This window comes from Streptomyces sp. NPDC012835, from assembly GCF_042900885.1.
In the GTDB taxonomy this organism is placed as follows: domain Bacteria; phylum Actinomycetota; class Actinomycetes; order Streptomycetales; family Streptomycetaceae; genus Streptomyces.
In genome coordinates, this window is record NZ_JBIBBW010000002.1 from 374,279 (window position 1) to 393,075 (window position 18,797).

17 protein-coding genes are annotated in these 18,797 nt (G+C 72.8%); 8 read left to right on the forward strand and 9 right to left on the reverse strand.

Annotated elements, in window-relative coordinates:
- Window positions 1-43: 43 nt before the first annotated feature.
- On the forward strand, window positions 44-1,606 hold the full coding sequence (locus ACFY6S_RS09155) for a hypothetical protein (protein WP_388820779.1): 1,563 nt from the start codon (window positions 44-46) through the stop codon (window positions 1,604-1,606).
- A 305-nt stretch (window positions 1,607-1,911) separates the two neighbouring features.
- Here the strand turns inward: ACFY6S_RS09155 and ACFY6S_RS09160 are convergent, their stop codons facing one another.
- On the reverse strand, window positions 1,912-2,268 hold the full coding sequence (locus tag ACFY6S_RS09160; protein WP_329069058.1) for an iron-sulfur cluster assembly accessory protein: 357 nt from the start codon (window positions 2,266-2,268) through the stop codon (window positions 1,912-1,914).
- A gap of 257 nt (window positions 2,269-2,525) precedes the next feature.
- Between ACFY6S_RS09160 and nadA the strand changes: the two genes are divergently transcribed.
- Entirely contained in the window at window positions 2,526-3,719 is a 1,194-nt protein-coding gene (gene nadA, locus ACFY6S_RS09165; RefSeq protein ID WP_388820784.1) for a quinolinate synthase NadA, read from the forward strand.
- A 58-nt stretch (window positions 3,720-3,777) separates the two neighbouring features.
- On the opposite strand, the gene ACFY6S_RS09170 is transcribed toward nadA, so the two are convergent.
- Both ACFY6S_RS09170 and ACFY6S_RS09175 read right to left on the reverse strand, forming a co-directional pair.
- Window positions 3,778-4,959 (reverse strand): acyltransferase family protein, encoded by a 1,182-nt coding sequence (locus tag ACFY6S_RS09170; protein ID WP_388821564.1) that lies wholly within the window; start codon window positions 4,957-4,959, stop codon window positions 3,778-3,780.
- A 196-nt stretch (window positions 4,960-5,155) separates the two neighbouring features.
- On the reverse strand, window positions 5,156-5,413 hold the full coding sequence (locus ACFY6S_RS09175; protein WP_388820787.1) for a hypothetical protein: 258 nt from the start codon (window positions 5,411-5,413) through the stop codon (window positions 5,156-5,158).
- A gap of 8 nt (window positions 5,414-5,421) precedes the next feature.
- Here ACFY6S_RS09175 and ACFY6S_RS09180 point away from each other — a divergent pair, with 8 nt between their 5' ends.
- Window positions 5,422-5,643 (forward strand): hypothetical protein, encoded by a 222-nt coding sequence (locus ACFY6S_RS09180; RefSeq protein WP_388820790.1) that lies wholly within the window; start codon window positions 5,422-5,424, stop codon window positions 5,641-5,643.
- A 109-nt stretch (window positions 5,644-5,752) separates the two neighbouring features.
- Here the strand turns inward: ACFY6S_RS09180 and ACFY6S_RS09185 are convergent, their stop codons facing one another.
- From ACFY6S_RS09185 to ACFY6S_RS09205, 5 genes are all read right to left on the reverse strand, one after another.
- Window positions 5,753-8,914 (reverse strand): efflux RND transporter permease subunit, encoded by a 3,162-nt coding sequence (locus ACFY6S_RS09185; RefSeq protein ID WP_388820792.1) that lies wholly within the window; start codon window positions 8,912-8,914, stop codon window positions 5,753-5,755.
- Between the two features lie 190 nt (window positions 8,915-9,104).
- Complete coding sequence (locus ACFY6S_RS09190) at window positions 9,105-9,791, reverse strand: response regulator (RefSeq protein WP_388820795.1); 687 nt, start codon at window positions 9,789-9,791, stop codon at window positions 9,105-9,107.
- Window positions 9,788-11,068 (reverse strand): sensor histidine kinase, encoded by a 1,281-nt coding sequence (locus tag ACFY6S_RS09195; protein WP_388820798.1) that lies wholly within the window; start codon window positions 11,066-11,068, stop codon window positions 9,788-9,790. The genes ACFY6S_RS09190 and ACFY6S_RS09195 overlap by 4 nt, the downstream gene beginning before the upstream one ends.
- 174 nt (window positions 11,069-11,242) lie before the next feature.
- Window positions 11,243-11,524 carry a hypothetical protein gene (locus tag ACFY6S_RS09200; protein ID WP_388820801.1) on the reverse strand — a complete coding sequence of 94 codons (282 nt, stop codon included), beginning with the start codon at window positions 11,522-11,524 and terminating at the stop codon, window positions 11,243-11,245.
- Between the two features lie 9 nt (window positions 11,525-11,533).
- Window positions 11,534-12,328 carry a PspA/IM30 family protein gene (locus ACFY6S_RS09205; RefSeq protein ID WP_388820804.1) on the reverse strand — a complete coding sequence of 265 codons (795 nt, stop codon included), beginning with the start codon at window positions 12,326-12,328 and terminating at the stop codon, window positions 11,534-11,536.
- A 282-nt stretch (window positions 12,329-12,610) separates the two neighbouring features.
- Between ACFY6S_RS09205 and ACFY6S_RS09210 the strand changes: the two genes are divergently transcribed.
- From ACFY6S_RS09210 to ACFY6S_RS09225, 4 genes are all read left to right on the forward strand, one after another.
- A complete protein-coding gene (locus tag ACFY6S_RS09210; protein ID WP_388820808.1) occupies window positions 12,611-13,207 on the forward strand; it encodes a DUF3043 domain-containing protein in 597 nt (198 codons plus the stop codon).
- A gap of 68 nt (window positions 13,208-13,275) precedes the next feature.
- Window positions 13,276-14,001, forward strand: a complete 726-nt coding sequence (locus ACFY6S_RS09215) for a class I SAM-dependent methyltransferase (protein ID WP_388820811.1) — start codon at window positions 13,276-13,278, stop codon at window positions 13,999-14,001.
- Window positions 14,002-14,187: 186 nt separating this feature from the next.
- The gene (locus ACFY6S_RS09220) at window positions 14,188-15,978 is read left to right on the forward strand and encodes an ABC transporter ATP-binding protein (RefSeq protein ID WP_388821567.1); all 1,791 of its coding nucleotides are present in this window, start codon (window positions 14,188-14,190) and stop codon (window positions 15,976-15,978) included.
- Between the two features lie 91 nt (window positions 15,979-16,069).
- On the forward strand, window positions 16,070-17,158 hold the full coding sequence (locus ACFY6S_RS09225) for a S1C family serine protease (protein WP_388820814.1): 1,089 nt from the start codon (window positions 16,070-16,072) through the stop codon (window positions 17,156-17,158).
- Window positions 17,159-17,230: 72 nt separating this feature from the next.
- Here the strand turns inward: ACFY6S_RS09225 and ACFY6S_RS09230 are convergent, their stop codons facing one another.
- Window positions 17,231-17,440, reverse strand: a complete 210-nt coding sequence (locus ACFY6S_RS09230) for a hypothetical protein (protein WP_388820817.1) — start codon at window positions 17,438-17,440, stop codon at window positions 17,231-17,233.
- A 92-nt stretch (window positions 17,441-17,532) separates the two neighbouring features.
- Between ACFY6S_RS09230 and ACFY6S_RS09235 the strand changes: the two genes are divergently transcribed.
- The gene (locus ACFY6S_RS09235) at window positions 17,533-18,759 is read left to right on the forward strand and encodes a bifunctional adenosylcobinamide kinase/adenosylcobinamide-phosphate guanylyltransferase (protein WP_388820820.1); all 1,227 of its coding nucleotides are present in this window, start codon (window positions 17,533-17,535) and stop codon (window positions 18,757-18,759) included.
- Window positions 18,760-18,797 lie beyond the last annotated feature (38 nt).

Genomic DNA, 18,797 nt, shown 5'->3' on the forward strand with positions numbered 1-18,797 from the left:
TCCGGGAGCGGACGGAACGCCCGACACAGCCGAAGGAGCAGCGGTGACCAGTACGGAGCGGCCCCACGATGACACAACCGGAACCGGCGGAGCGGAGGCGCCCCGCCGCCGTCGGCGGCCCCGGCTCGCGGTCGCCGCGGTGGCGGCTGCGGTACTGGTCGCCGGGGGCGGTGGCGCGTACTTCGCGACGAACGCCTTCGGCGGCGGCGCGCCCCCGGCGGACGGCGGGCCGCCGCCGCTGGCCCTCGACGGTCCCGACGCCGAGGGCCCGGCCTCGGGCGGGGAGGCGCCGCCGCGGGGCATCGCGCCCGGCGAGCCCGATCCGGGCGGCGTCACCTACCGCGCCAAGGGCGCGCTGCCGGAGGGGCCCGGTACGGCGCGGGTCTTCCGGACGAGCGGCGAGGTGACGGCGGCCGATGTGACCCGGCTGGCGACGGCGCTCGGGCTGGCGGGGGCGCCGAGGCCGGAGGGGACGGCCTGGAAGGTCGGTACGGACAAGGACGGTTCGGGTCCGCTGCTGAGCGTCGCGAAGCAGGCGCCGGGGACCTGGACGTATGCCCGGTTCGGCCCGCCGGGTGGCGACAACTGCCTGAAGGGCAGGGCGTGCCCGGCGGGCGGGAGCACGGCGTCCGGTCCGGGCGCCGGGGGTCCGGCCGCCGACGGCGCGGGCGCGGCGGTGAGCGAGGCCGCGGCCAGGAAGGCGGCGGCGCCGGTGCTGGAGGCGCTGGGGCAGGCCGACGCCGATCTGGACGCCGGGCAGTTGATGGGCTCGACCCGGGTGGTGAACGCGGACCCGGTGGTCGGCGGGCTGCCCACCTACGGCTGGTCGACCGGGATCCAGGTGGGTACGGACGGCCAGGTCACCGGGGGCAGCGGTCAGCTGACGGCGCCGGAGCGCGGCGACTCCTATCCGGTGATCGGCGCGGCCGCGGCCCTCAAGGAGCTGAACAGGGCCGCAGAGGGCGCGGGCGGCACGGGTACGGGACGGATCGGCGGCTGCGCGACGGCCGTACCGCTGGAGAGCGGGCGGCCGGCCGCTCCCTGCGAGGCCACGGGCGCCGCCCGCGCGGCCGCACAGCCGGTGGAGATCGACAAGGCGGTCTTCGGGCTCGCGGCGCGGTCGGTGGCGGGCAAGGGCGCGCTCGTGCCGTCCTGGCTGTTCGAGGTGGTGCCCGCCGACGGCGCGGCGCCGTACACGGTGACGCATCCGGCGGTGGCTCCGGAGTTCCTGACGAAGTCCGGGCCGTCGCACCGGGAGCTGCCGGGCGGCCCCTCGTCGGTGGGCCCGGACACGCCGGGGGCCGATGGGTCCGGGAGCGGCACGACCGCCCCGGAGACGTCCCGGTCGAACGGCGTCGTGTCGTACACCTCGGAAGGCCGGAAGCTGACGCTCCACTTCATGGGCGGGGTGTGCTCCACGTACACGCCGCAGGCGGACGAGAGCGGGACGGCGGTGAAGGTGAAGCTGGTCGTCTCCCACCCGGATCCCGACAAGGTGTGCGTGGCGATCGCCAAGGAGCAGTCCGCGACGGTGACCCTGGACCGGCCCCTGGGCGAGCGCCCGGTGGTGGACGCGACGACGGGCGAGAAGCTCGCGCGCCGCTGAGCGGATCGTGTGACGGCAGCGCGACGGCATACGGAAGGGGGGGGCCCCCCCCGGGGGGGGGCCCCCCCCCCGCGCGGCCCCCCCCCCCCCCGGGGCCCCCCCCCCCCGGACCAACAGTATGAGTGGCCGCCCGCGGCCGGGCCCCCCCCCGGGGGGGTGCCCGCCCCCCCGGGCGACAACCCCGCCCCCCGCCCCGCCTACGGTGTCCCGCCCGCCCCCCGCCCCCGGGGGGGGGGCGCCCCCCGGGGGGGGCCCCCCCCCTTCCGTATGCGTTCCGTCCGCCGCGGGGAACCCCCCGGCAGGACCTAGCTGAAGGAGTCTCCGCAGGCGCAGGAGCCCGACGCGTTCGGGTTGTCGATCGTGAAGCCCTGCTTCTCGATCGTGTCCACGAAGTCGATGGAGGCGCCGCCCAGGTAGGGGGCGCTCATCCGGTCGGTGACGACCTTGACGCCGCCGAAGTCCTTGATGACGTCGCCGTCGAGCGAACGCTCGTCGAAGAACAGCTGGTACCGCAGGCCGGAGCAGCCGCCGGGCTGAACGGCGACGCGCAGCGCGAGGTCGTCACGCCCTTCCTGGTCCAGCAGGGCCTTGACCTTGCCGGCGGCGGCGTCGGACAGGAGGATGCCGTCGCTCACGGTGGTGGTCTCGTCCGATACGGACATCTGCTTCTCTCCCGGGTTGTACGGACTGCTTGCGGACAGCTTGCCGACAGTGCAACCGGCTCGGCCGCGGATTCATTCCGGGCGCTGGGCGCTTGTCTTTCCCTACTGTCTTCCCGTCTTCATGCTCGCACACCGGCCGCGCCTTCGGAATGCGTCACATCGACGCTATCGCCATCGTCAAAGTGACGTGAAGCGGCTATGATAAATAGCGTCATTTAGACGAAAAGGCTCGTCCGTTCGTCCGTAGAGAAGAAAAGGTGCGTGCCGTGACCACCACCCCGTCCGTGGACCTCGACGTCCAGCCGACCCCCCTCGCCCTGCTGCTCCTCGGCCGCGGCGCCGACCCGCGCAGCGAGCGCGGCGTGGAGTGCCCCGGCGACCTGCCCTCCCCCTCGGACCCGGATCTGGTGGAGCGCGCCCGCGTGGCGAAGGAGAAGCTCGGGGACAAGGTCTTCGTGCTCGGCCACCACTACCAGCGCGACGAGGTCATCCAGTTCGCGGATGTCACGGGTGACTCCTTCAAGCTGGCCAAGGACGCGGCGGCCCGGCCCGCCGCCGAGTACATCGTCTTCTGCGGTGTGCACTTCATGGCCGAGTCCGCCGACATCCTCACCACCGACGACCAGAAGGTCGTCCTGCCCGACCTGGCCGCCGGCTGCTCCATGGCCGACATGGCCACGGCCGAACAGGTCGCGGAGTGCTGGGACGTGCTGACCGAGGCCGGCATCGCCGACCGGGTGGTGCCCGTCTCGTACATGAACTCCTCGGCCGACATCAAGGCGTTCACCGGCGAGCACGGCGGCACGATCTGCACCTCGTCGAACGCCGAGCGCGCCCTGAAGTGGGCCTTCGAGCAGGGCGAGCAGGTCCTCTTCCTCCCCGACCAGCACCTGGGGCGGAACACGGCGGTACGGGACCTGGGGATGTCGCTCGACGACTGCGTCCTCTACAACCCGCACAAACCCAACGGCGGCCTGACCGCCCAGCAGCTGCGGGACGCGAAGATGATCCTGTGGCGCGGCCACTGCTCGGTGCACGGGCGCTTCTCGCTCGACTCCGTACGTGACGTGCGCGAGCGGATACCGGGGGTCAAGGTGCTGGTGCACCCCGAGTGCAGGCACGAGGTCGTGGCGGCGGCCGACCACGTCGGCTCGACGGAGTACATCATCAAGGCCCTGGAGGCGGCCCCGGCCGGCTCGAAGTGGGCGATCGGCACGGAGCTGAACCTCGTACAGCGCCTGGCGAACCGTTTCGCCCCGGAGGGCAAGGAGATCGTCTTCCTCGACAGGACGGTCTGCTTCTGCTCCACGATGAACCGCATCGACCTGCCGCACCTGGTGTGGACCCTGGAGTCGCTGGCCGAGGGCAACGAGGTCAATGTGATCCAGGTCGACAGGAAGACGGCGGACTTCGCGCAGCTGGCGCTGGAGCGGATGCTGGCGCTGCCGTAGCCCGTACCGTCCGGCCCGCCCCCGCGCCCCCGCGGGACGGGCCGGGCGGTCGGCGCCGTCATCCCGGCGCGCTCCCCGGCCGGGCGAACGCCCTGTCCAGCCCGCGCTTCAGCATCCCCGACACCGGCCGCTCCACGAACCGGTGCACCAGCCAGGCCAGCACCGTGCATCCGGCGATCACCGTGACGACCAGCAGCCGGGGGTCCATGGTGCTCCGGAGGTGGGGGATCAGCGCGGTGCCGGCGGCGTAGTGCGTCAGGTAGAGCGGATAGGTCATCGCCCCCGCCGTGACCAGCCACCTCCACTGGACACGGTCCGTCGCGCCGAGGGCAATGGCCACCATGACCAGCAGGAAGACCGTGAAGACCAGTGTCGCCCCGCGCCAGCCCGACACCCGCTCGACCTCGTCGATCCGCTGCCCCAGTTCGTACTGGCCCATGAGCCAGGCCATGGCGAGGATGCCCCACAGGAGCAGGTCCTGGCCGAAGCGGTGCATGAGGTAGAGGGCGAGGCCCGCGATGAAGTACCAGGCGCCCTCCGGGTTCGCCAGCAGCTCCAGCAGCGGGAGTCGCGAGACCGGGGCGAGCATGGCCACGGCGCCCCAGGCGCAGCAGAAGAGGACGACCTTGCGGTACGTCAGGCCGGTCCACACCACCGCCAGGAACAGCAGGTAGAAGCGCAGCTCGGACCAGAGGGTCCAGTAGACGCCGTCGATGTGCGCGACGCCCGAACCCGCTTGCAGCATCGTGAGGTTGAGCAGGACATCCCGCGTGCGCGGCCGGTCCCAGACGCCCGGGAGAGCGATCAGCACGGCCGTCGTGAAGGCGACGGCGAACCAGTACGCCGGGTAGAGCCGGATCACCCGCGACACGAAGAACTGCCTCGGGGTGCGGCCCCAGCAGGACATGCAGATCACGAAGCCGCTGATCACGAAGAAGATCTCGACGCCGATCCAGCCGTAGGACGCGAGCCGGAAGACGGTCGGCATGAGATCGGACACCGGGCGGTCCCAGACGAGGTTGCCCGGCCGGTCGACCCTGCGGGTGCCGGCGTAGTGGTGCGCGGCGACCATCAGGGCGGCGAGCAGGCGGATGCCGTCGATGGCGTACAGGCGGCGGCCCGCGCCGGCGCGTGAGCCCGCCGGCCCACCGGAGGTCCCGGCGGGCCGGTCCGGCGCGGGTGCCCGCTGAACGGCCGGGGGCCGCACCGGTATCGGCGCCCCGCTCTCCGTACCCCGCATCGGCACCTGTCCGTCCTCACGTGGGAATCCGGGCCGGACGGCACGGGACACCGCACACGCTAAGACCGCCGCCATCACCGCACAGCGGACAGAGCGGAACATTCCTCACCTCCGGGCGGCGGTTGTGTCCCAGCGCTCGTCGAAGCACCCCCCGGAGTTCCCGCGGACTTCACCGCGCCCTCACCGTCGGGACCGACTACGCCCCGATCGACGGGACCGCCGAGTACGAGGTGCCCGCCGGGGACCGGCCGTACCGGCTGACGATGGACGTCTCCCGCGATCCCGCGCTGTACTCGGTGAGCACCCGGGTGGCGGTGGACCGGGTGTTCCGGTCGGCCGGGACTCCGGAGGACGGCGGTTCCGTGCCGCTGCCGCTGTCGTCGGTGCGGTTCTCGCCGGAGCTGTCGCCGTCGAGCACGGCGCCGGCGGGCGGGCCGTTCACGGTGCCCTTCACGGTCGAGGGTGCCGCCGCCGGGAGCAAGGGGCGGGGGCGGGAAGCTCGCCTTCTCGGTCTCGTACGACGAGGGCGCGACGTGGGGGACCGCGAAGGCGGTCGGCGGTGACCGGCTGGAGCTGACGCACCCGGCGGGCGCGGACAGCGTGCCGCTGCGGGCGGAACCGACCGACGGGGACGGGAACACCCTGACCCGGACGATCGAACGGGCCCACCTCATCGCGGAGTGACCGCGCGGCCTCGTCTCGGAGTGACGCGCGGCCCGGCACACGCCGACGCCCCGGTACGGACCGTGCAGACGGTCCGTACCGGGGCGTTCAGCCGGTTACCGGCCGGCGGTCAGGCGTTGACCGGCTCCTGGTCCGGCTCCGCGGCCGGGGCGCCGGCGGCCGGGCCGTCCCCGGCGGAACGCTTCGCGGCCTTCTTCTCGGCCCGGCGCTCCTTGCGGAGTTCGACCATCGCGTACAGCGCGGGCACCAGCAGCAGCGTGAGCAGCGTGGACGAGATCAGGCCGCCGATCACGACCACCGCGAGGGGCTGGCCGATGAAGCCGCCCTCGCCCGTGATCCCCGCCGCCATCGGCATCAGCGCGAAGATCGTGGCGAGCGCCGTCATCAGGATCGGGCGGAGCCGGTGGCGGCCACCCTCGACGACCGCCTCCACGACGCCCAGGCCCTGGGCCCGGTACTGGTTGATCAGGTCGATCAGCACGATCGCGTTGGTGACGACGATGCCGATCAGCATCAGCATGCCGATCATGGCCGGAATGCCGAGCGGCGTGCCGGTCAGCAGCAGCAGGGCGATCGCGCCGGTCGCGGCGAACGGGACGGAGACGAGCAGGATCAGCGGCTGGACGAGCGAGCGGAAGGTCGCGACCAGCAGCATGAACACGATGGCGATCGCCGCGAGCATGGCCAGCGCCAGATTGGCGAAGGCGTCGTCCTGGTCCGAGGTGACACCGCCGATGGTGGCGGTGGCGCCGTCGGGCAGCTCAAGGTTGTCGATCTTCGTCTGGAGCGCCGTGCTGACCGCGCCGGTGTTGTCGCCGAGGGGCCTCGCCGTGATCGTCGCGGAGCGGGCGCCGTCGATACGGGTCATGGAGACCGGGCCGGGAACGAGCTTCACGTCGGCGATCTGACCGAGCTTGACCGGGCCGAGCGGCAGGTTCCGCAGCTCGGCGATGGTGGTGGCGGGCCGCTGCGAGGTGACGACGACATCGCGCTCGCTGTCGTCCAGCATGGCCGTACCCGAGCGGGTGCCGCTCACGGCCTGGGCCACGGCCCCGCCGAGCGCGGCGTCGTTGAAGCCGGCCGCTGCGGCCTTCTCGTTGGCCTTCACCGAGATGCGCGGGACGGACTGCGACAGGTCGCTCTGGACATCGGTGACGTCGTCCAGACCGGCGACGGCCTCGCGTACCTCTTCCGCAGCCTTTTCGAGGGTGTCCGACTCGGACGCCTTGACGACCACGCTGAGGTCCTGGCCGCCGAAGCCGCCGCCCCCGCTGATGGTGGTGGTGCCGATGCCCTTGAGCTTGGCGAGTTCCTTCTCGATGTGCTCCTGGGCCTGCGCGGACTTCTTCGCGTCCGCCAACGTGACCTGGTACGACGCCTGGTTCGCGCCCGTACCGCCGCCGAAGGCCGCCATGAAGCCGGAGGAGCCGACGGTGACCTGGTAGTCCGTGACCTCGTCGAGGCCGGAGAGGAGCTTCTCGATCTTCTTGGCGGAGGCGTCGGCCGTCTCCAGGCTGGTGCCGGGCTCCAGCTTCTGCTGGATGGTGAGGCTCTCCTGGTCGCCCTCGTCGAAGAAGTTGGTCTTCAGGAGCGGTGCCATGCCCAGCGTGACCAGCAGGACCGCCGCGGCGATGACCACGCTGGTGACGCGGCGGCGGGTGGCGAACCCGAGGACCGGCACGTACAGCCGCTGGAGCCTGCCGCGGGTCTCCTCCTCCTCCGCCCGGCGGCGCGCCTCGTCCGCGTCGACGCCGTCCGCGAGCCCCGGTGCCTTGAGGAACCAGAACGAGAGGACGGGGATGACGGTGAGGGAGACGAGCAGCGAGGCGAGCAGGGCGGCCGTGATGGTGAGCGAGAACGAGCTGAACAGCTCGCCGACGATGCCGCCGACCAGACCGATCGGCAGGAACACCGCGACCGTGGTCAGGGTCGAGGCGGTGACCGCGCCCGCGACCTCCTTGACGGCGGTGAGGATGGCCTTCTCGCGCTCCTCGCCGTACCCGAGGTGGCGCTTGATGTTCTCCAGCACGACGATCGAGTCGTCGACGACCCGGCCGATCGCGATGGTCAGCGCGCCGAGGGTGAGCATGTTGAGCGACAGGTCACGCGTCCACAGCACGATCAGCGCCAGGACGATGGAGAGCGGGATGGAGACCGCCGTGACGAGGGTGGAGCGGATCGAGGCCAGGAAGACCAGGATCACGACGACCGCGAAGAGCAGACCGAGCGCGCCCTCGGTGGTCAGTCCCGAGATCGACTTGGAGACTTCGGGGCCCTGGTCGGTGACGACGGTCAGCGAAGCGCCGGAGCCGAGGTCCTTGCGGAGGTCGGGCAGCTTGTCCTTGACGCCGTCGGAGATGGCGACGGCGCTGCCGTCCTTGTCCATCGCGACCATGACCGCGAGGCTGGGCTTGCCGTTCGTCCGGGTCAGGGAGGTCGCGGCGGCCGGCTTCTGCTCGACGGTGGCGATGTCGCCGAGGCGTACGGGCTCGGGCGCCGCCGAGCCGCCGGCGCCGCCCTGGGCGGCCTGGGGCGCGATCCGCAGGTCCTCGATCTGCTTGACGGAGGTGTAGCCGCCGCCGACCTGGACCGTGCGGCTCTTGCCGTCCTCGGTGAAGGAGCCGGCCGGCAGGGTCGCGCCGCCGGCCTTGAGGGCCTCGGAGAGCGACATGGCGGTGAGTCCGGCCGCCGCGAGCTCCCGGTCGTCGGGCGTGACGGAGACCTGGAGTTCGCGCACGCCGTCGATGGTGACCTGGCTGACGCCGTCGATGCCCTGGAGCGCCGGGACCACCGAGCGGTCGAGCTGGTCGGCGAGGGCCTGCTGGTCCTTGTCTGAGGTCACGGCGAGGACGACGGTCGGGATGTCGTCCGTCGAGCCGGCGATGACCTGGGGGTCCACGCCGGAGGGCAGCTGGGACCTGGCGCGGTTCACGGCCTGCTGGACATCGGCGACGAGCTGCTTCGTACCGCTGTCACCGAAGTCGAAGGAGGCCATGACGATGGCGTTGCCCTCGCTGGCCGTGGAGGTGACGGACTTGATGCCGTCGACGCCCTTGAGCGAGTTCTCCAGCGGCTCGACGACCTGCTTCTCGACCACGTCGGGGGAGGCGCCCTGGTAGGGGGCGAGCACCGAGACCATCGGGAGTTCGATGGAGGGCAGCAGCTGCTGCTTGAGCTGCGGTATCGCTATCGCGCCGAACACGATCGCGATGATCGAAATCAGCCCTATCAGGGCCCGTTGCGCGAGGCTGAATTTTGCCAGCCAGGACATGGGGTCTCTCTTCTGTGGTGTACGCGGCAGGTGGGTTCGGCGGCTCGGCCCCGGTCGGCGTACGGAACGCCTCCGGAGGTGGGCACGGCGGCCCCCCTCTACGATCTGCCATCCCCGGGGCCGAACGCGTAGCCCCCAGGTCCCCTTCTTTATCTGCCGCGTACCGCGCCTGGAGTAGCGCCGGGAGCGGTCAGTCCACCTTCGGACGTACCAGACCCGACTCGTACGCGATGACGACGAGTTGTGCCCGGTCGCGGGCGCCGAGCTTCGCCATCGCCCGGTTGACGTGGGTCTTCACCGTCAGCGGGCTGACCCGCAGGCGCGCGGCGATCTCGTCGTTGGAGAGGCCGCCCGCCACCTGGACGAGCACTTCGCGCTCGCGCACGGTGAGGGCGCCCAGGCGGACGGCGTGGGCCGTGCCGCTCCGGTCGGAGTCCGTGCCGCCGCCCTGGGCGAGGAAGGTGGCGATGAGCCCCTTCGTCGCGGCGGGCGAGAGCAGCGCGTCACCCGCCGCCGCGATCCGGATCGCGTGGAGCAGCTCCTCCGGCTCGGCGCCCTTGCCCAGGAAGCCGGAGGCGCCGGCGCGCAGCGACCGCACCACGTACTCGTCGACCTCGAAGGTGGTCAGCATGACGACGTGCACGGCGTCGAGGTCGGGGTCGTCGCTGATCGTCCGGGTGGCGCTGAGGCCGTCCGTACCGGGCATCCGGATGTCCATCAGGACGACATCGGGCCGGGTGGCCCGGGCCAGCTCCACGGCCTGCGCCCCGTCGGCGGCCTCACCGACGATCTCCATGTCGGGCTCGGAGTCCACCAGCACCCGGAAGGCGCTGCGCAGCAGTGCCTGGTCGTCGGCGAGCAGCACCCTGATCGTCATGCGTTCTCCCCCTGCCGCGTACGGTCGTCGACGGGCAGTATCGCCTGCGTGCGGAAGCCGCCGCCGTAGCGGGGGCCGGCGGTGAGGGAGCCGTCGAGGGCGGTGACGCGCTCGCGCATCCCGATGAGGCCGTGGCCGCCGCCGTCGGACGCGCCGGGGTCGGGCCCGCCGGGGTCCGGGCCGGACGCGGGCGTCCGGGGGCCGCCGCCGTCGTCCAGCACGGTTATCTCCACGGTCGCACCGAGGTGGACGACGCTGACCTCGGCCTTCGCCGCCGGCCCGGCATGCTTGCGGACGTTGGTCAGGGCCTCCTGGATGATCCGGTACGCGGCGAGGTCGGCGGCGGCGGGCAGCCCCCGGGTGTGGGCCCGGCCGTTCATGGCGAACTCCACGGGCAGCCCCGCGTTGCGGAAGGTGTCCAGCAGGCGGTCGAGGTGGGCGAGGCCGGGGGCGGGTTCGGTGGGGGCGGCCGGATCGCCGGACTGCCTGAGCAGCCCGACGGTGGCGCGCAGCTCGCTGAGCGCGGAGCGGCCGGCCTCCCGTACGTGTGCGAGCGCCTCCTTGGCCTGGTCGGGGCGCTTGTCCATGACGTGCGACGCGACGCCGGCCTGCACGTTGACCAGCGCGATGTGGTGGGCGACGACATCGTGCAGATCGCGGGCGATCCGCAGCCGCTCCTCCGCGACCCTTCTGCGCGCTTCCTCCTCGCGGGTGCGCTCCGCCCGTTCGGCGCGCTCGCGGATGGCGCCGACGAAGGCCCGGCGGCTGCGTACGGCATCGCCCGCCGCGCCCGCCATGCCGGTCCAGGCGAAGATCGACAGGTTCTGCTGGGCGTACCAGGGGCCGGGGCTGAGGGCCATCGCGACGGCGGTGAGCACGAACATGGTGGCGGCCCCGACCCGCCAGGTGGTGGGCCGGTCGGTGCGCGAACCGACGGTGTAGAGGGCGATGACCGCGCTGAGGACGAGGGGCGCGGGCGGCTGGGCGAGGAGGAGGGCGAGGAGGGTCAGCCCGGCGGTGCAGAGCAGCACGGGCATGGGCGCGCGGCGGCGCAGGACGAGCGCGGCGCCGCTGAGCACCATGAGCACGACACTGACCGCGTCGGGGGTGCGGGCGCCGAAGGTGGGGCCCTCGGGAGCGCCGTGGTCGGTGAACGACCCGACGATCATGACGGCGAGGGCGACGGCGGCCAGCGCCCCGTCCGAGGCGAGCGGATGTTCGCGTGCCCAGCTCCTCGTGCGGGTGTACGCGCTTTCGATTCGGCTCACATCGGGCAACGGTACGGGGTGCGGGCGCGCGCCGGAACGCGCGAGCGCCCCGCACCGTGCGGGTGCGGGGCGCTCAGGAGTGGCTGGGGTCTGGAGTGCGGACGCGGGACATACGCCGTCCCCGGGTGGCTCCGCGCGTCCTCGGGATGGCGCCCCGGGGCGGCGGACGGAGCCGTCCTCCCGTCAGGCGGACGGGATCAGGCCGTCGTCGTTGAGCATCGCGCGGACCTCTTCCATGGTCGCGCCGGGAGCGGGAAGGATCAGCTCGGACGGCTCCAGGGCGTCGTCCGGCAGCGGCTCGCCGAGTTCGCGGACCTTGTCCAGGAGCGCGTGGAAGGTGCGGCGGAAGCCGTCCTCGTCCCCGTCCCTGACCTCGGCCAGCAGTTCGTCGTCGAGTTCGTCGAGTGCGGCGAAGTGGCTGTCCGCCAGCTTCACCTGGCCCTCCCCCATGATCCGTACGATCATGACGCGCCCCTACTGCTTGTCGAATTTATTGGTCGACGGCCGGGCGTCCTGCGTGCCCGTACCGCCCGTGCCGCCCTCGATCGCCGGGCTCGGCGTCGAGCCGCCGGCCAGCTCCGCCTTCATGCGCTGGAGCTCCAGCTCGACATCGGAACCGCCGGAGATCCGGTCCAGCTCGGCGGCGATGTCGTCCTTCGCCATCCCGGACTGGTCGTCCAGGGCGCCGGAGGCGAGCAGCTCGTCGATCGCGCCGGCCCGCGCCTGGAGCTGTGCGGTCTTGTCCTCCGCACGCTGGATGGCCATGCCGACGTCGCCCATCTCCTCGGAGATGCCGGAGAACGCCTCGCCGATCCGGGTCTGCGCCTGCGCGGCCGTGTAGGTCGCCTTGATGGTCTCCTTCTTGGTACGGAAGGCGTCCACCTTGGCCTGGAGGCGCTGCGCGGCGAGCGTGAGCTTCTCCTCCTCGCCCTGGAGCGTCTGGTGCTGTGTCTCCAGGTCGGTGACCTGCTGCTGGAGCGAGGCACGGCGGGACAGCGCCTCGCGCGCCAGGTCCTCGCGGCCCAGCGCCAGCGCCTTGCGGCCCTGGTCCTCCAGCTTGCTCGACTGGCCCTGCAACTGGTTCAGCTGCAATTCCAGCCGCTTGCGCGACGTCGCCACATCGGCGACACCGCGGCGCACCTTCTGAAGCAGCTCCAGCTGCTTCTGGTACGAGTAATCGAGGGTCTCGCGCGGATCCTCGGCCCGGTCAAGGGCCTTGTTGGCTTTCGCGCGGAAGATCATCCCCATACGCTTCATGACACCGCTCATGGGCTTCGCGCGCCCCCTTCTGACGGACTCCAGCTACAGCACTCCAACAGAACCCACAGTACGGGCCCTGTCTCTATTACCGCACTGTTCCAGCGCGGATGCGCTCCTCCCCAAGGACGACTGGCCGTGCGAACGCTCGGACGCAGGGAGTAGAGGCACCCCGACGGCCGTGGGGAAAAGCGGGGACAAGACCCACTCTGTCCCTGTACTGACGCAGGACGTTGCGGGATCGTTCCCCGTCGGGGTGGGGTCCCGCCACGACACCCCGTACCCTTGGTCTTTGTGTTCCGAAGCCGCTCCAAGGAAGAGAAGGCCACCGCCACCAAGGTGACGGCGGACCTCTCCACGCAGCCCCGCGACCCGCAGGCCCCCAAGGGCCGCCCGACCCCCAAGCGCAGTGAGGCCGAGTCGCAACGCCGACGCGCCTCCACGACGCCGACCGACCGCAAGACGGCCATGAAGCGCCAGCGCGAAGCGCGCCGGGCCGACCTGACCAGGCAGCGCGAAGCGCTGGCCAGCGGCGACGAGCGTTATCTGCCGGCCCGTGACAAGGGCCCGGTGCGCCGCTTCGTCCGCGATTTCGTGGACTCGCGGTTCGCCATCGCCGAGTTCTTCCTGCCGCTCGCGGTGGTGATCCTGGTGCTGAGCATGGTCAGGGTCGGCGCCCTCCAGAACATCGCGCTGCTGCTGTGGCTCGGCGTGATCGTGCTGATCGTCATCGACTCGATCGGCATCTGGCTGCGGCTCAAGAAGCAGCTCGCCGTGCGCTTCCCCGACACCCCCAAGCGCGGCGCGGTGGCCTATGGCCTGATGCGTACGCTCCAGATGCGCCGGCTGCGTCTGCCCAAGCCGCAGGTCAAGCGCGGAGAGCGGCCCTGAGTACAGAGGTCTCCGGCTTCTCCGCCGCGAGAGCGAACTGGCTGGCCGGGCTCGGGGGACTGCGCAATGTGGTCCGCCAGGAGCTGGTGGCCCGCCAGCTCGACGAGCAGATAACCGCGCGCTTCCCCTTCGGGCGGCGGCTGCGGGTGCTGGACGTCGGCATGGGCCAGGGCACGCAGGCGCTCCGGCTGGCGCGGGCCGGTCACACGGTGACCGGTCTGGAGTCGGACCCCGGGATGCTGGCCACGGCGCGCGAGACGTTCGCGCGGGAGCCGGAGGGCATACGGGAGCGGGTCAGGCTGATCGAGGGCGACGGCCTGGAGACCGGGGTGCACTTCCTGCCCGGCAGCTTCGACGTCGTGCTCTGCCACGGCGTCCTGATGTACGTGGCGGAGCCGGACGCGATGCTCGCGGGGCTGGCCCGGATGCTGGCGCCCGGCGGCCTGCTCTCCCTCCTGGTGCGCAACGGTGACGCGCTGGCCCTGCGGCCGGGCCTGGCCGGGGACTGGGACGGGGCGCTGGAGGGCTTCGACTCGGCCATGTACACCAACCGCTTCGGGGTGCGCGTCCGGGCCGACCGGCTGGAGGCGCTGACCGCGACACTGGCGGGGATCGCCGCGCCGCTGCACGCCTGGTACGGGGTGCGGGTCCTCACGGACGGCGCCGCCGCCGACGCGCCGCCGCCCGAGGGCGAGGAGCTGGAGCGGCTGCTGACGGCGGAGGACCGGGCGGGGCGCACGGAGCCGTACCGCAGGGTGGCGGCGATGCTGCATCTGTGCGGGGTCCGTGGCTGAGTCGGGCGCGCGCACCTCGGGCGCTTCCTCACGAAGGTGAACGACACGACGGTGAGCGACACGACGGTGAGCGGCGCGACGGTGAGCGGCGCGGTGGACGGCGTGGTGGGCGGCGTGGACGCCGAAGCGGACGGCGATCCCCTCCCCCGGCGCCCGGTCGCGTCCGGCGCGCGGGAGACCCCGAAACTGCCCGCCCGGGAGACCTGGCGGGCCCTGTACCGGCATTTCCGGCCGCATCGCGGGACGGTGGCCCTCGGCGCGCTGCTGGCGCTGATCGGCACGGCGACCGGTCTCGCGCAGCCGCTCGCCGCGAAGGCGCTGGTCGACCGGCTCGGCGCTGGCGGCTCGATCACCGGGGTCCTGCTGCTGCTCACCGGGCTGGTGGTCTTCGGTACGGCGGTCCAGGCGGTCGGCGCGTATCTGCTGGAGCGGACCGCCGAGTCGGTGGTCCTCGCCGCCCGCCGCACCCTGATCGGGCGGCTGCTGCGGCTGCGGCTCCCCGAGGTGGAGCGGACCCAGCCGGGCGATCTGATGTCCCGGGTCACCTCGGACACCACCCTGCTGCGCGCGGTGACGACACAGTCGATCGTCTCGGCCGCCACCGGCAGCCTGGCGTTCCTCGCGACGATCACGCTGATGGGTGTGCTGGACCCGGTACTGCTGGCCGTCACGCTCGGGGTCATCGTGGTGATCGGCGGCGCCGTCGCGCTGGTGATGCCGAGGATCGCGCGGGCGGCCAAGCGGTCCCAGGAGGCGGTCGGCCACATATCCGCGGTGCTGGAGCGGGCCTTCGGCGCGTTCCGCACGGTCAAGGCGTCGGGTGCGGAGGACCGGGAGACCGCGGTGGTGGAGGCGGCGGCCCTGGACGCGTGGCAGCACGGGGTGGCGGCCGCGAAGTGGCGGACGGTGGCCGGGGCTTCGGTCGGGCTGGCCGTGCAGGTGTCGTTCCTGGCGGTGCTGGGGGTGGGCGGGGCACGGGTGGCGTCGGGGGCGATCTCGGTGTCGACGCTGGTCGCCTTCCTGCTGTTCCTCTTCTATCTGATCGACCCGGTGTCGAATCTGGTGAACGCGGTGTCGCAGTACCAGGTGGGTACGGCGGCGGTGGCCAGGATCGTGGAGGCGGAGCGGCTGGAGACCGAGCCGGGGGCGCCGGCGGCGGGCGCTCCGGAAGCGGCCGGCGTTCCGGAAGCGGCGGGCCCGGAGCCCGGCGCTCGCGTGGGCGGGCCGGAGCGGGGGCCTGCCTCGGTCGTCTTCGAGGACGTGTCCTTCCGCTACCGCGACGATCTCCCCTACGTCCACCGCGGTGTCTCCTTCGAGGTGCCGGGTCCGGGCATGACCGCCTTCGTCGGCCCCTCGGGCGCGGGCAAGACGACGGTCTTCGGGCTGGTGGAGCGGTTCTACGAGGCGAGCGGCGGGCGGATCCTGCTCGACGGGCGGGATGTGCGCGACCTGCCGCTGGCCGAGCTGCGCGGCGCCATCGGCTATGTCGAGCAGGACTCGCCGGTGCTGGCCGGGACGCTGCGCGAGAACCTGGTCTTCGCCGCGCCGGACGCCTCCGAGGAGGAGATCCGGCAGGTGCTCGTGCGGGCCAGGCTCGACGGGCTGGTGGAGCGGCTGCCGGACGGGCTCGACACGCTCGTCGGCCATCGCGGCTCCAAGCTGTCGGGCGGCGAGCGGCAGCGGGTGGCGATCGCGCGGGCGCTGCTGCGCGGACCCCGGCTGCTGCTCCTCGACGAGGCGACGTCTCAGCTGGACGCGGTCAACGAGCTGGCGCTGCGGGACGTGGTGGCGGAGGTGTCCCAGGAGGTCACGGTCCTGGTGGTGGCACACCGGCTGTCGACGGTGACGCTGGCGGACCGGATCGTGGTGATGGACGCCGGCCGGGTCCGGGCGGTGGGCACGCACGAGGAACTGGTGGCGGGGGACGCGCTGTACGGGGAGCTGGCGGCGACACAGTTCCTGACGGTCGCGCGCTGACACCCGGCCGCCCCTGCCCGGCGGGGCTCCCGCCCCCTGATCGGCGGCGTACCGCAGGCCGCACCTCGCGGACAAACGGGATACTCCGGGCATGACTGCTTCTCTTCACCGCCGCCGCCCGCGCCGGATCCCGCTGACCCTGACCGCCGTGACCTGTCTGGTCGCGCTGGTGGGCGGCTGCTCCGGCACCGGCGGTACGGGCTCCGGTACGTCGATGTCCGGCACGACCACGCGGGCCGCCGCCGAGCGGAGCGACGGAAACGATCTACAGACGGAGTACGAGACGGTGATCAAGAACGTACTGCCGTCGGTCGTCCAGATCGAGACCGGCAACGACCTCGGGTCCGGCGTCGTCTACGACGGACAGGGCCACATCGTCACCAACGCCCATGTGGTCGACAGACAGCGGACGTTCACGGTCACGGTGGCCAACAGCGAGCAGCCTCTCAAGGCCACGCTGGTCTCCAGCTATCCGCAGCAGGATCTCGCCGTCATCAAGCTCGACTCGGTGCCCGGCGGGCTGAAGGCCGCGAAGTTCGGCGACACCTCGCGGGTCGCGGTCGGTCAGATCGTGCTGGCCATGGGCTCTCCGCTGGGGCTCTCCGGCAGCGTCACCCAGGGGATCGTCTCGGCTGTCGGACGGACCGTCAGCGAGGGCTCGGAGGGCGGCGGCACGGGAGCCACGATCGCCAACATGGTGCAGACCTCCGCCGCGATCAACCCGGGCAACAGCGGGGGCGCGCTGGTCAATCTGGACGGCGAGGTGATCGGCATCCCGACGCTCGCGGCGACCGATCAGCAGATGGGCAACGGCGCGGCGCCCGGGATCGGTTTCGCCATTCCGGTGTCCATGGTCAAGACGGTCGCCGGCCAGATCATCAGGAGCGGCCGGGTCACCGACTCGGGCCGGGCCGCCCTGGGCATCACGGGCCGTACGGTCCTCGGCTCCGACCTCCGCCCGGCGGGGGTCGCGGTCGTGGCGGCCGCGAAGGGCGGCGCGGCGGCCGGGGCGGGGATCAGGGCCGGGGACATCATCACCAAGCTGGGCGGCGCGCCGGTCACCACGATCGAGTCGCTGTCCGAGGAACTCGCGGCGGAGCGGCCGGGGCAGAAGGTCAAGGTGACCTTCACCCGGTCGGGGACGGCGAAGACGGTGGAGGCCACGCTCGGGAAGATGTGAGCCGTACGGACCCGGCGGCGCCCGCGGACCCCTCGTACCGGTCCGCGGGCGCCGTCCACGTCGCGCCGGGGGTCAGCTCTCGTCGGCCCGCAGGCTCATCGGGCCGTAGATCCTGCTGCCGTCCTCGAAGAGGGTGACCTGCTGCGCGCCCCCGTTCAGGAGGTCCTTCCAGACCTCGCCGACCCATGACTCGGCGTCCCCCTGCGTGGTGAACTCCTCCGGCTCCACCGCCGGGGCGACCTCCGTCCCTTCGGCCGTCTCGAACCGCCATGTCCACGCCATGTGCGCCTCCCGATCCCGAGAAACTGATCAATTTGCTGCCCGCAGCGTAGCCGGGCGCGCACCCTGAGCGGTGACGCGGGAGGATCGTCCTCGTGGAACTGACTCTGCTCGGCACCGGAGCCCCCGCCGGACTCCCCCGCCCCCACTGCCCCTGCGCCGCGTGCGCGACCGCACGCGGCACGCGGGCCCGCGCCGCCACCGCACTGCTGGTGGACGGCGTCCTGCTGCTGGACCTGACCCCCGGGGCCGCGCTCGCGGCGGCCCGCGCCGGGCACTCGCTGGCCGGGGTGCGGCAGGTCCTGCTCACCCATCCGCACGACGGGCCCGCCGTGGAGCTGCCCGCCGGGCTGCCGACGGCCGGCCGGGTCGCCGACGGCCGGGTGCTGACACTGCTCGGCGGGCACCGGGTGCGGGCGGTGGCGATGGACGCTCCGGGCACGGGGTACGAGGTGACGTCGTCCGGCGGGCAGCGGCTGCTGTACCTGCCGCCGGGCGGGGCGCCCGCCGGGGTGCCGGACAACGGCGGGGGCGCGTCCGCGCCGGCCGCAACGACGGCCCCGTACGACATGGTCGCCGCGGATGTGACCGGGCGGCCGGACGCGGTGGCCCGGCTGCGGGCGGCCGGGGCGATCGGGCCCGCGACCGATGTCGTCGCCGTGCACCTGGACCACGACGTGCCGCCGGGCGCCGAACTGGACCGGCGGCTGGCCGCGGCGGGCGCGCGGGCCGTGCCGGACGGGACGACGCTGACGGTCGGCGCTTACCACCCCGTACCGGAGGTGCCCCGGCGCACGCTGGTGACCGGCGGGGCGCGCTCGGGCAAGTCCTGGGAGGCCGAGCGGCGGCTCGCGGCCTTCCCCGAGGTGCTGTACGTGGCGACGGGCGGCGGGCGCGACGGCGACCCGGAGTGGGACGCCCGGGTGCGGCTGCACCGGGAGCGGCGGCCGTCGTCCTGGCGGACGACCGAGACCTGCGATCTGGTGCCGCTGCTGGCTCAGGACGGGCCGCCGCTGCTGATCGACTGCCTGTCGCTGTGGCTGACGGACGCCATGGACCGGGTGGACGCCTGGGACGACGGCGCGTGGGCGGCCGGTGGCGAGAAATCGCTGCGGGACCGGATCGCGGAGCTGGCGCACGCGGTGCGCGAGACCCGGCGCACGGTCGTCGCCGTGACCAACGAGGTGGGCGGGGGCGTGGTCCCGGCGACGGTGTCGGGCCGCCGCTTCCGCGACGAGCTGGGCCGGCTGAACGCGGCGGTGGCGGCGGAGTGCGAGCACGTGCTGCTGGTGGTGGCGGGCCAGGCGCTGCCGCTGCGATGAGCCGGGCGCCCGGCGGCCGGGCGGGGCGCTCGGGTGCT

What these genes read in the sequence shown, in the direction of transcription:
- ACFY6S_RS09205 (WP_388820804.1), bottom strand. Translation starts at nt 12,328, where the DNA reads ATGAGCGGTGTCATGAAGCGTATGGGGATGATCTTCCGCGCGAAAGCC.
- ACFY6S_RS09200 (WP_388820801.1), bottom strand. Translation starts at nt 11,524, where the DNA reads ATGATCGTACGGATCATGGGGGAGGGCCAGGTGAAGCTGGCGGACAGC.
- ACFY6S_RS09190 (WP_388820795.1), bottom strand. Translation starts at nt 9,791, where the DNA reads ATGACGATCAGGGTGCTGCTCGCCGACGACCAGGCACTGCTGCGCAGC.
- ACFY6S_RS09170 (WP_388821564.1), bottom strand. Translation starts at nt 4,959, where the DNA reads ATGCGGGGTACGGAGAGCGGGGCGCCGATACCGGTGCGGCCCCCGGCC.
- ACFY6S_RS09225 (WP_388820814.1), top strand. Translation starts at nt 16,070, where the DNA reads ATGACTGCTTCTCTTCACCGCCGCCGCCCGCGCCGGATCCCGCTGACC.
- ACFY6S_RS09230 (WP_388820817.1), bottom strand. Translation starts at nt 17,440, where the DNA reads ATGGCGTGGACATGGCGGTTCGAGACGGCCGAAGGGACGGAGGTCGCC.
- ACFY6S_RS09185 (WP_388820792.1), bottom strand. Translation starts at nt 8,914, where the DNA reads ATGTCCTGGCTGGCAAAATTCAGCCTCGCGCAACGGGCCCTGATAGGG.
- ACFY6S_RS09160 (WP_329069058.1), bottom strand. Translation starts at nt 2,268, where the DNA reads ATGTCCGTATCGGACGAGACCACCACCGTGAGCGACGGCATCCTCCTG.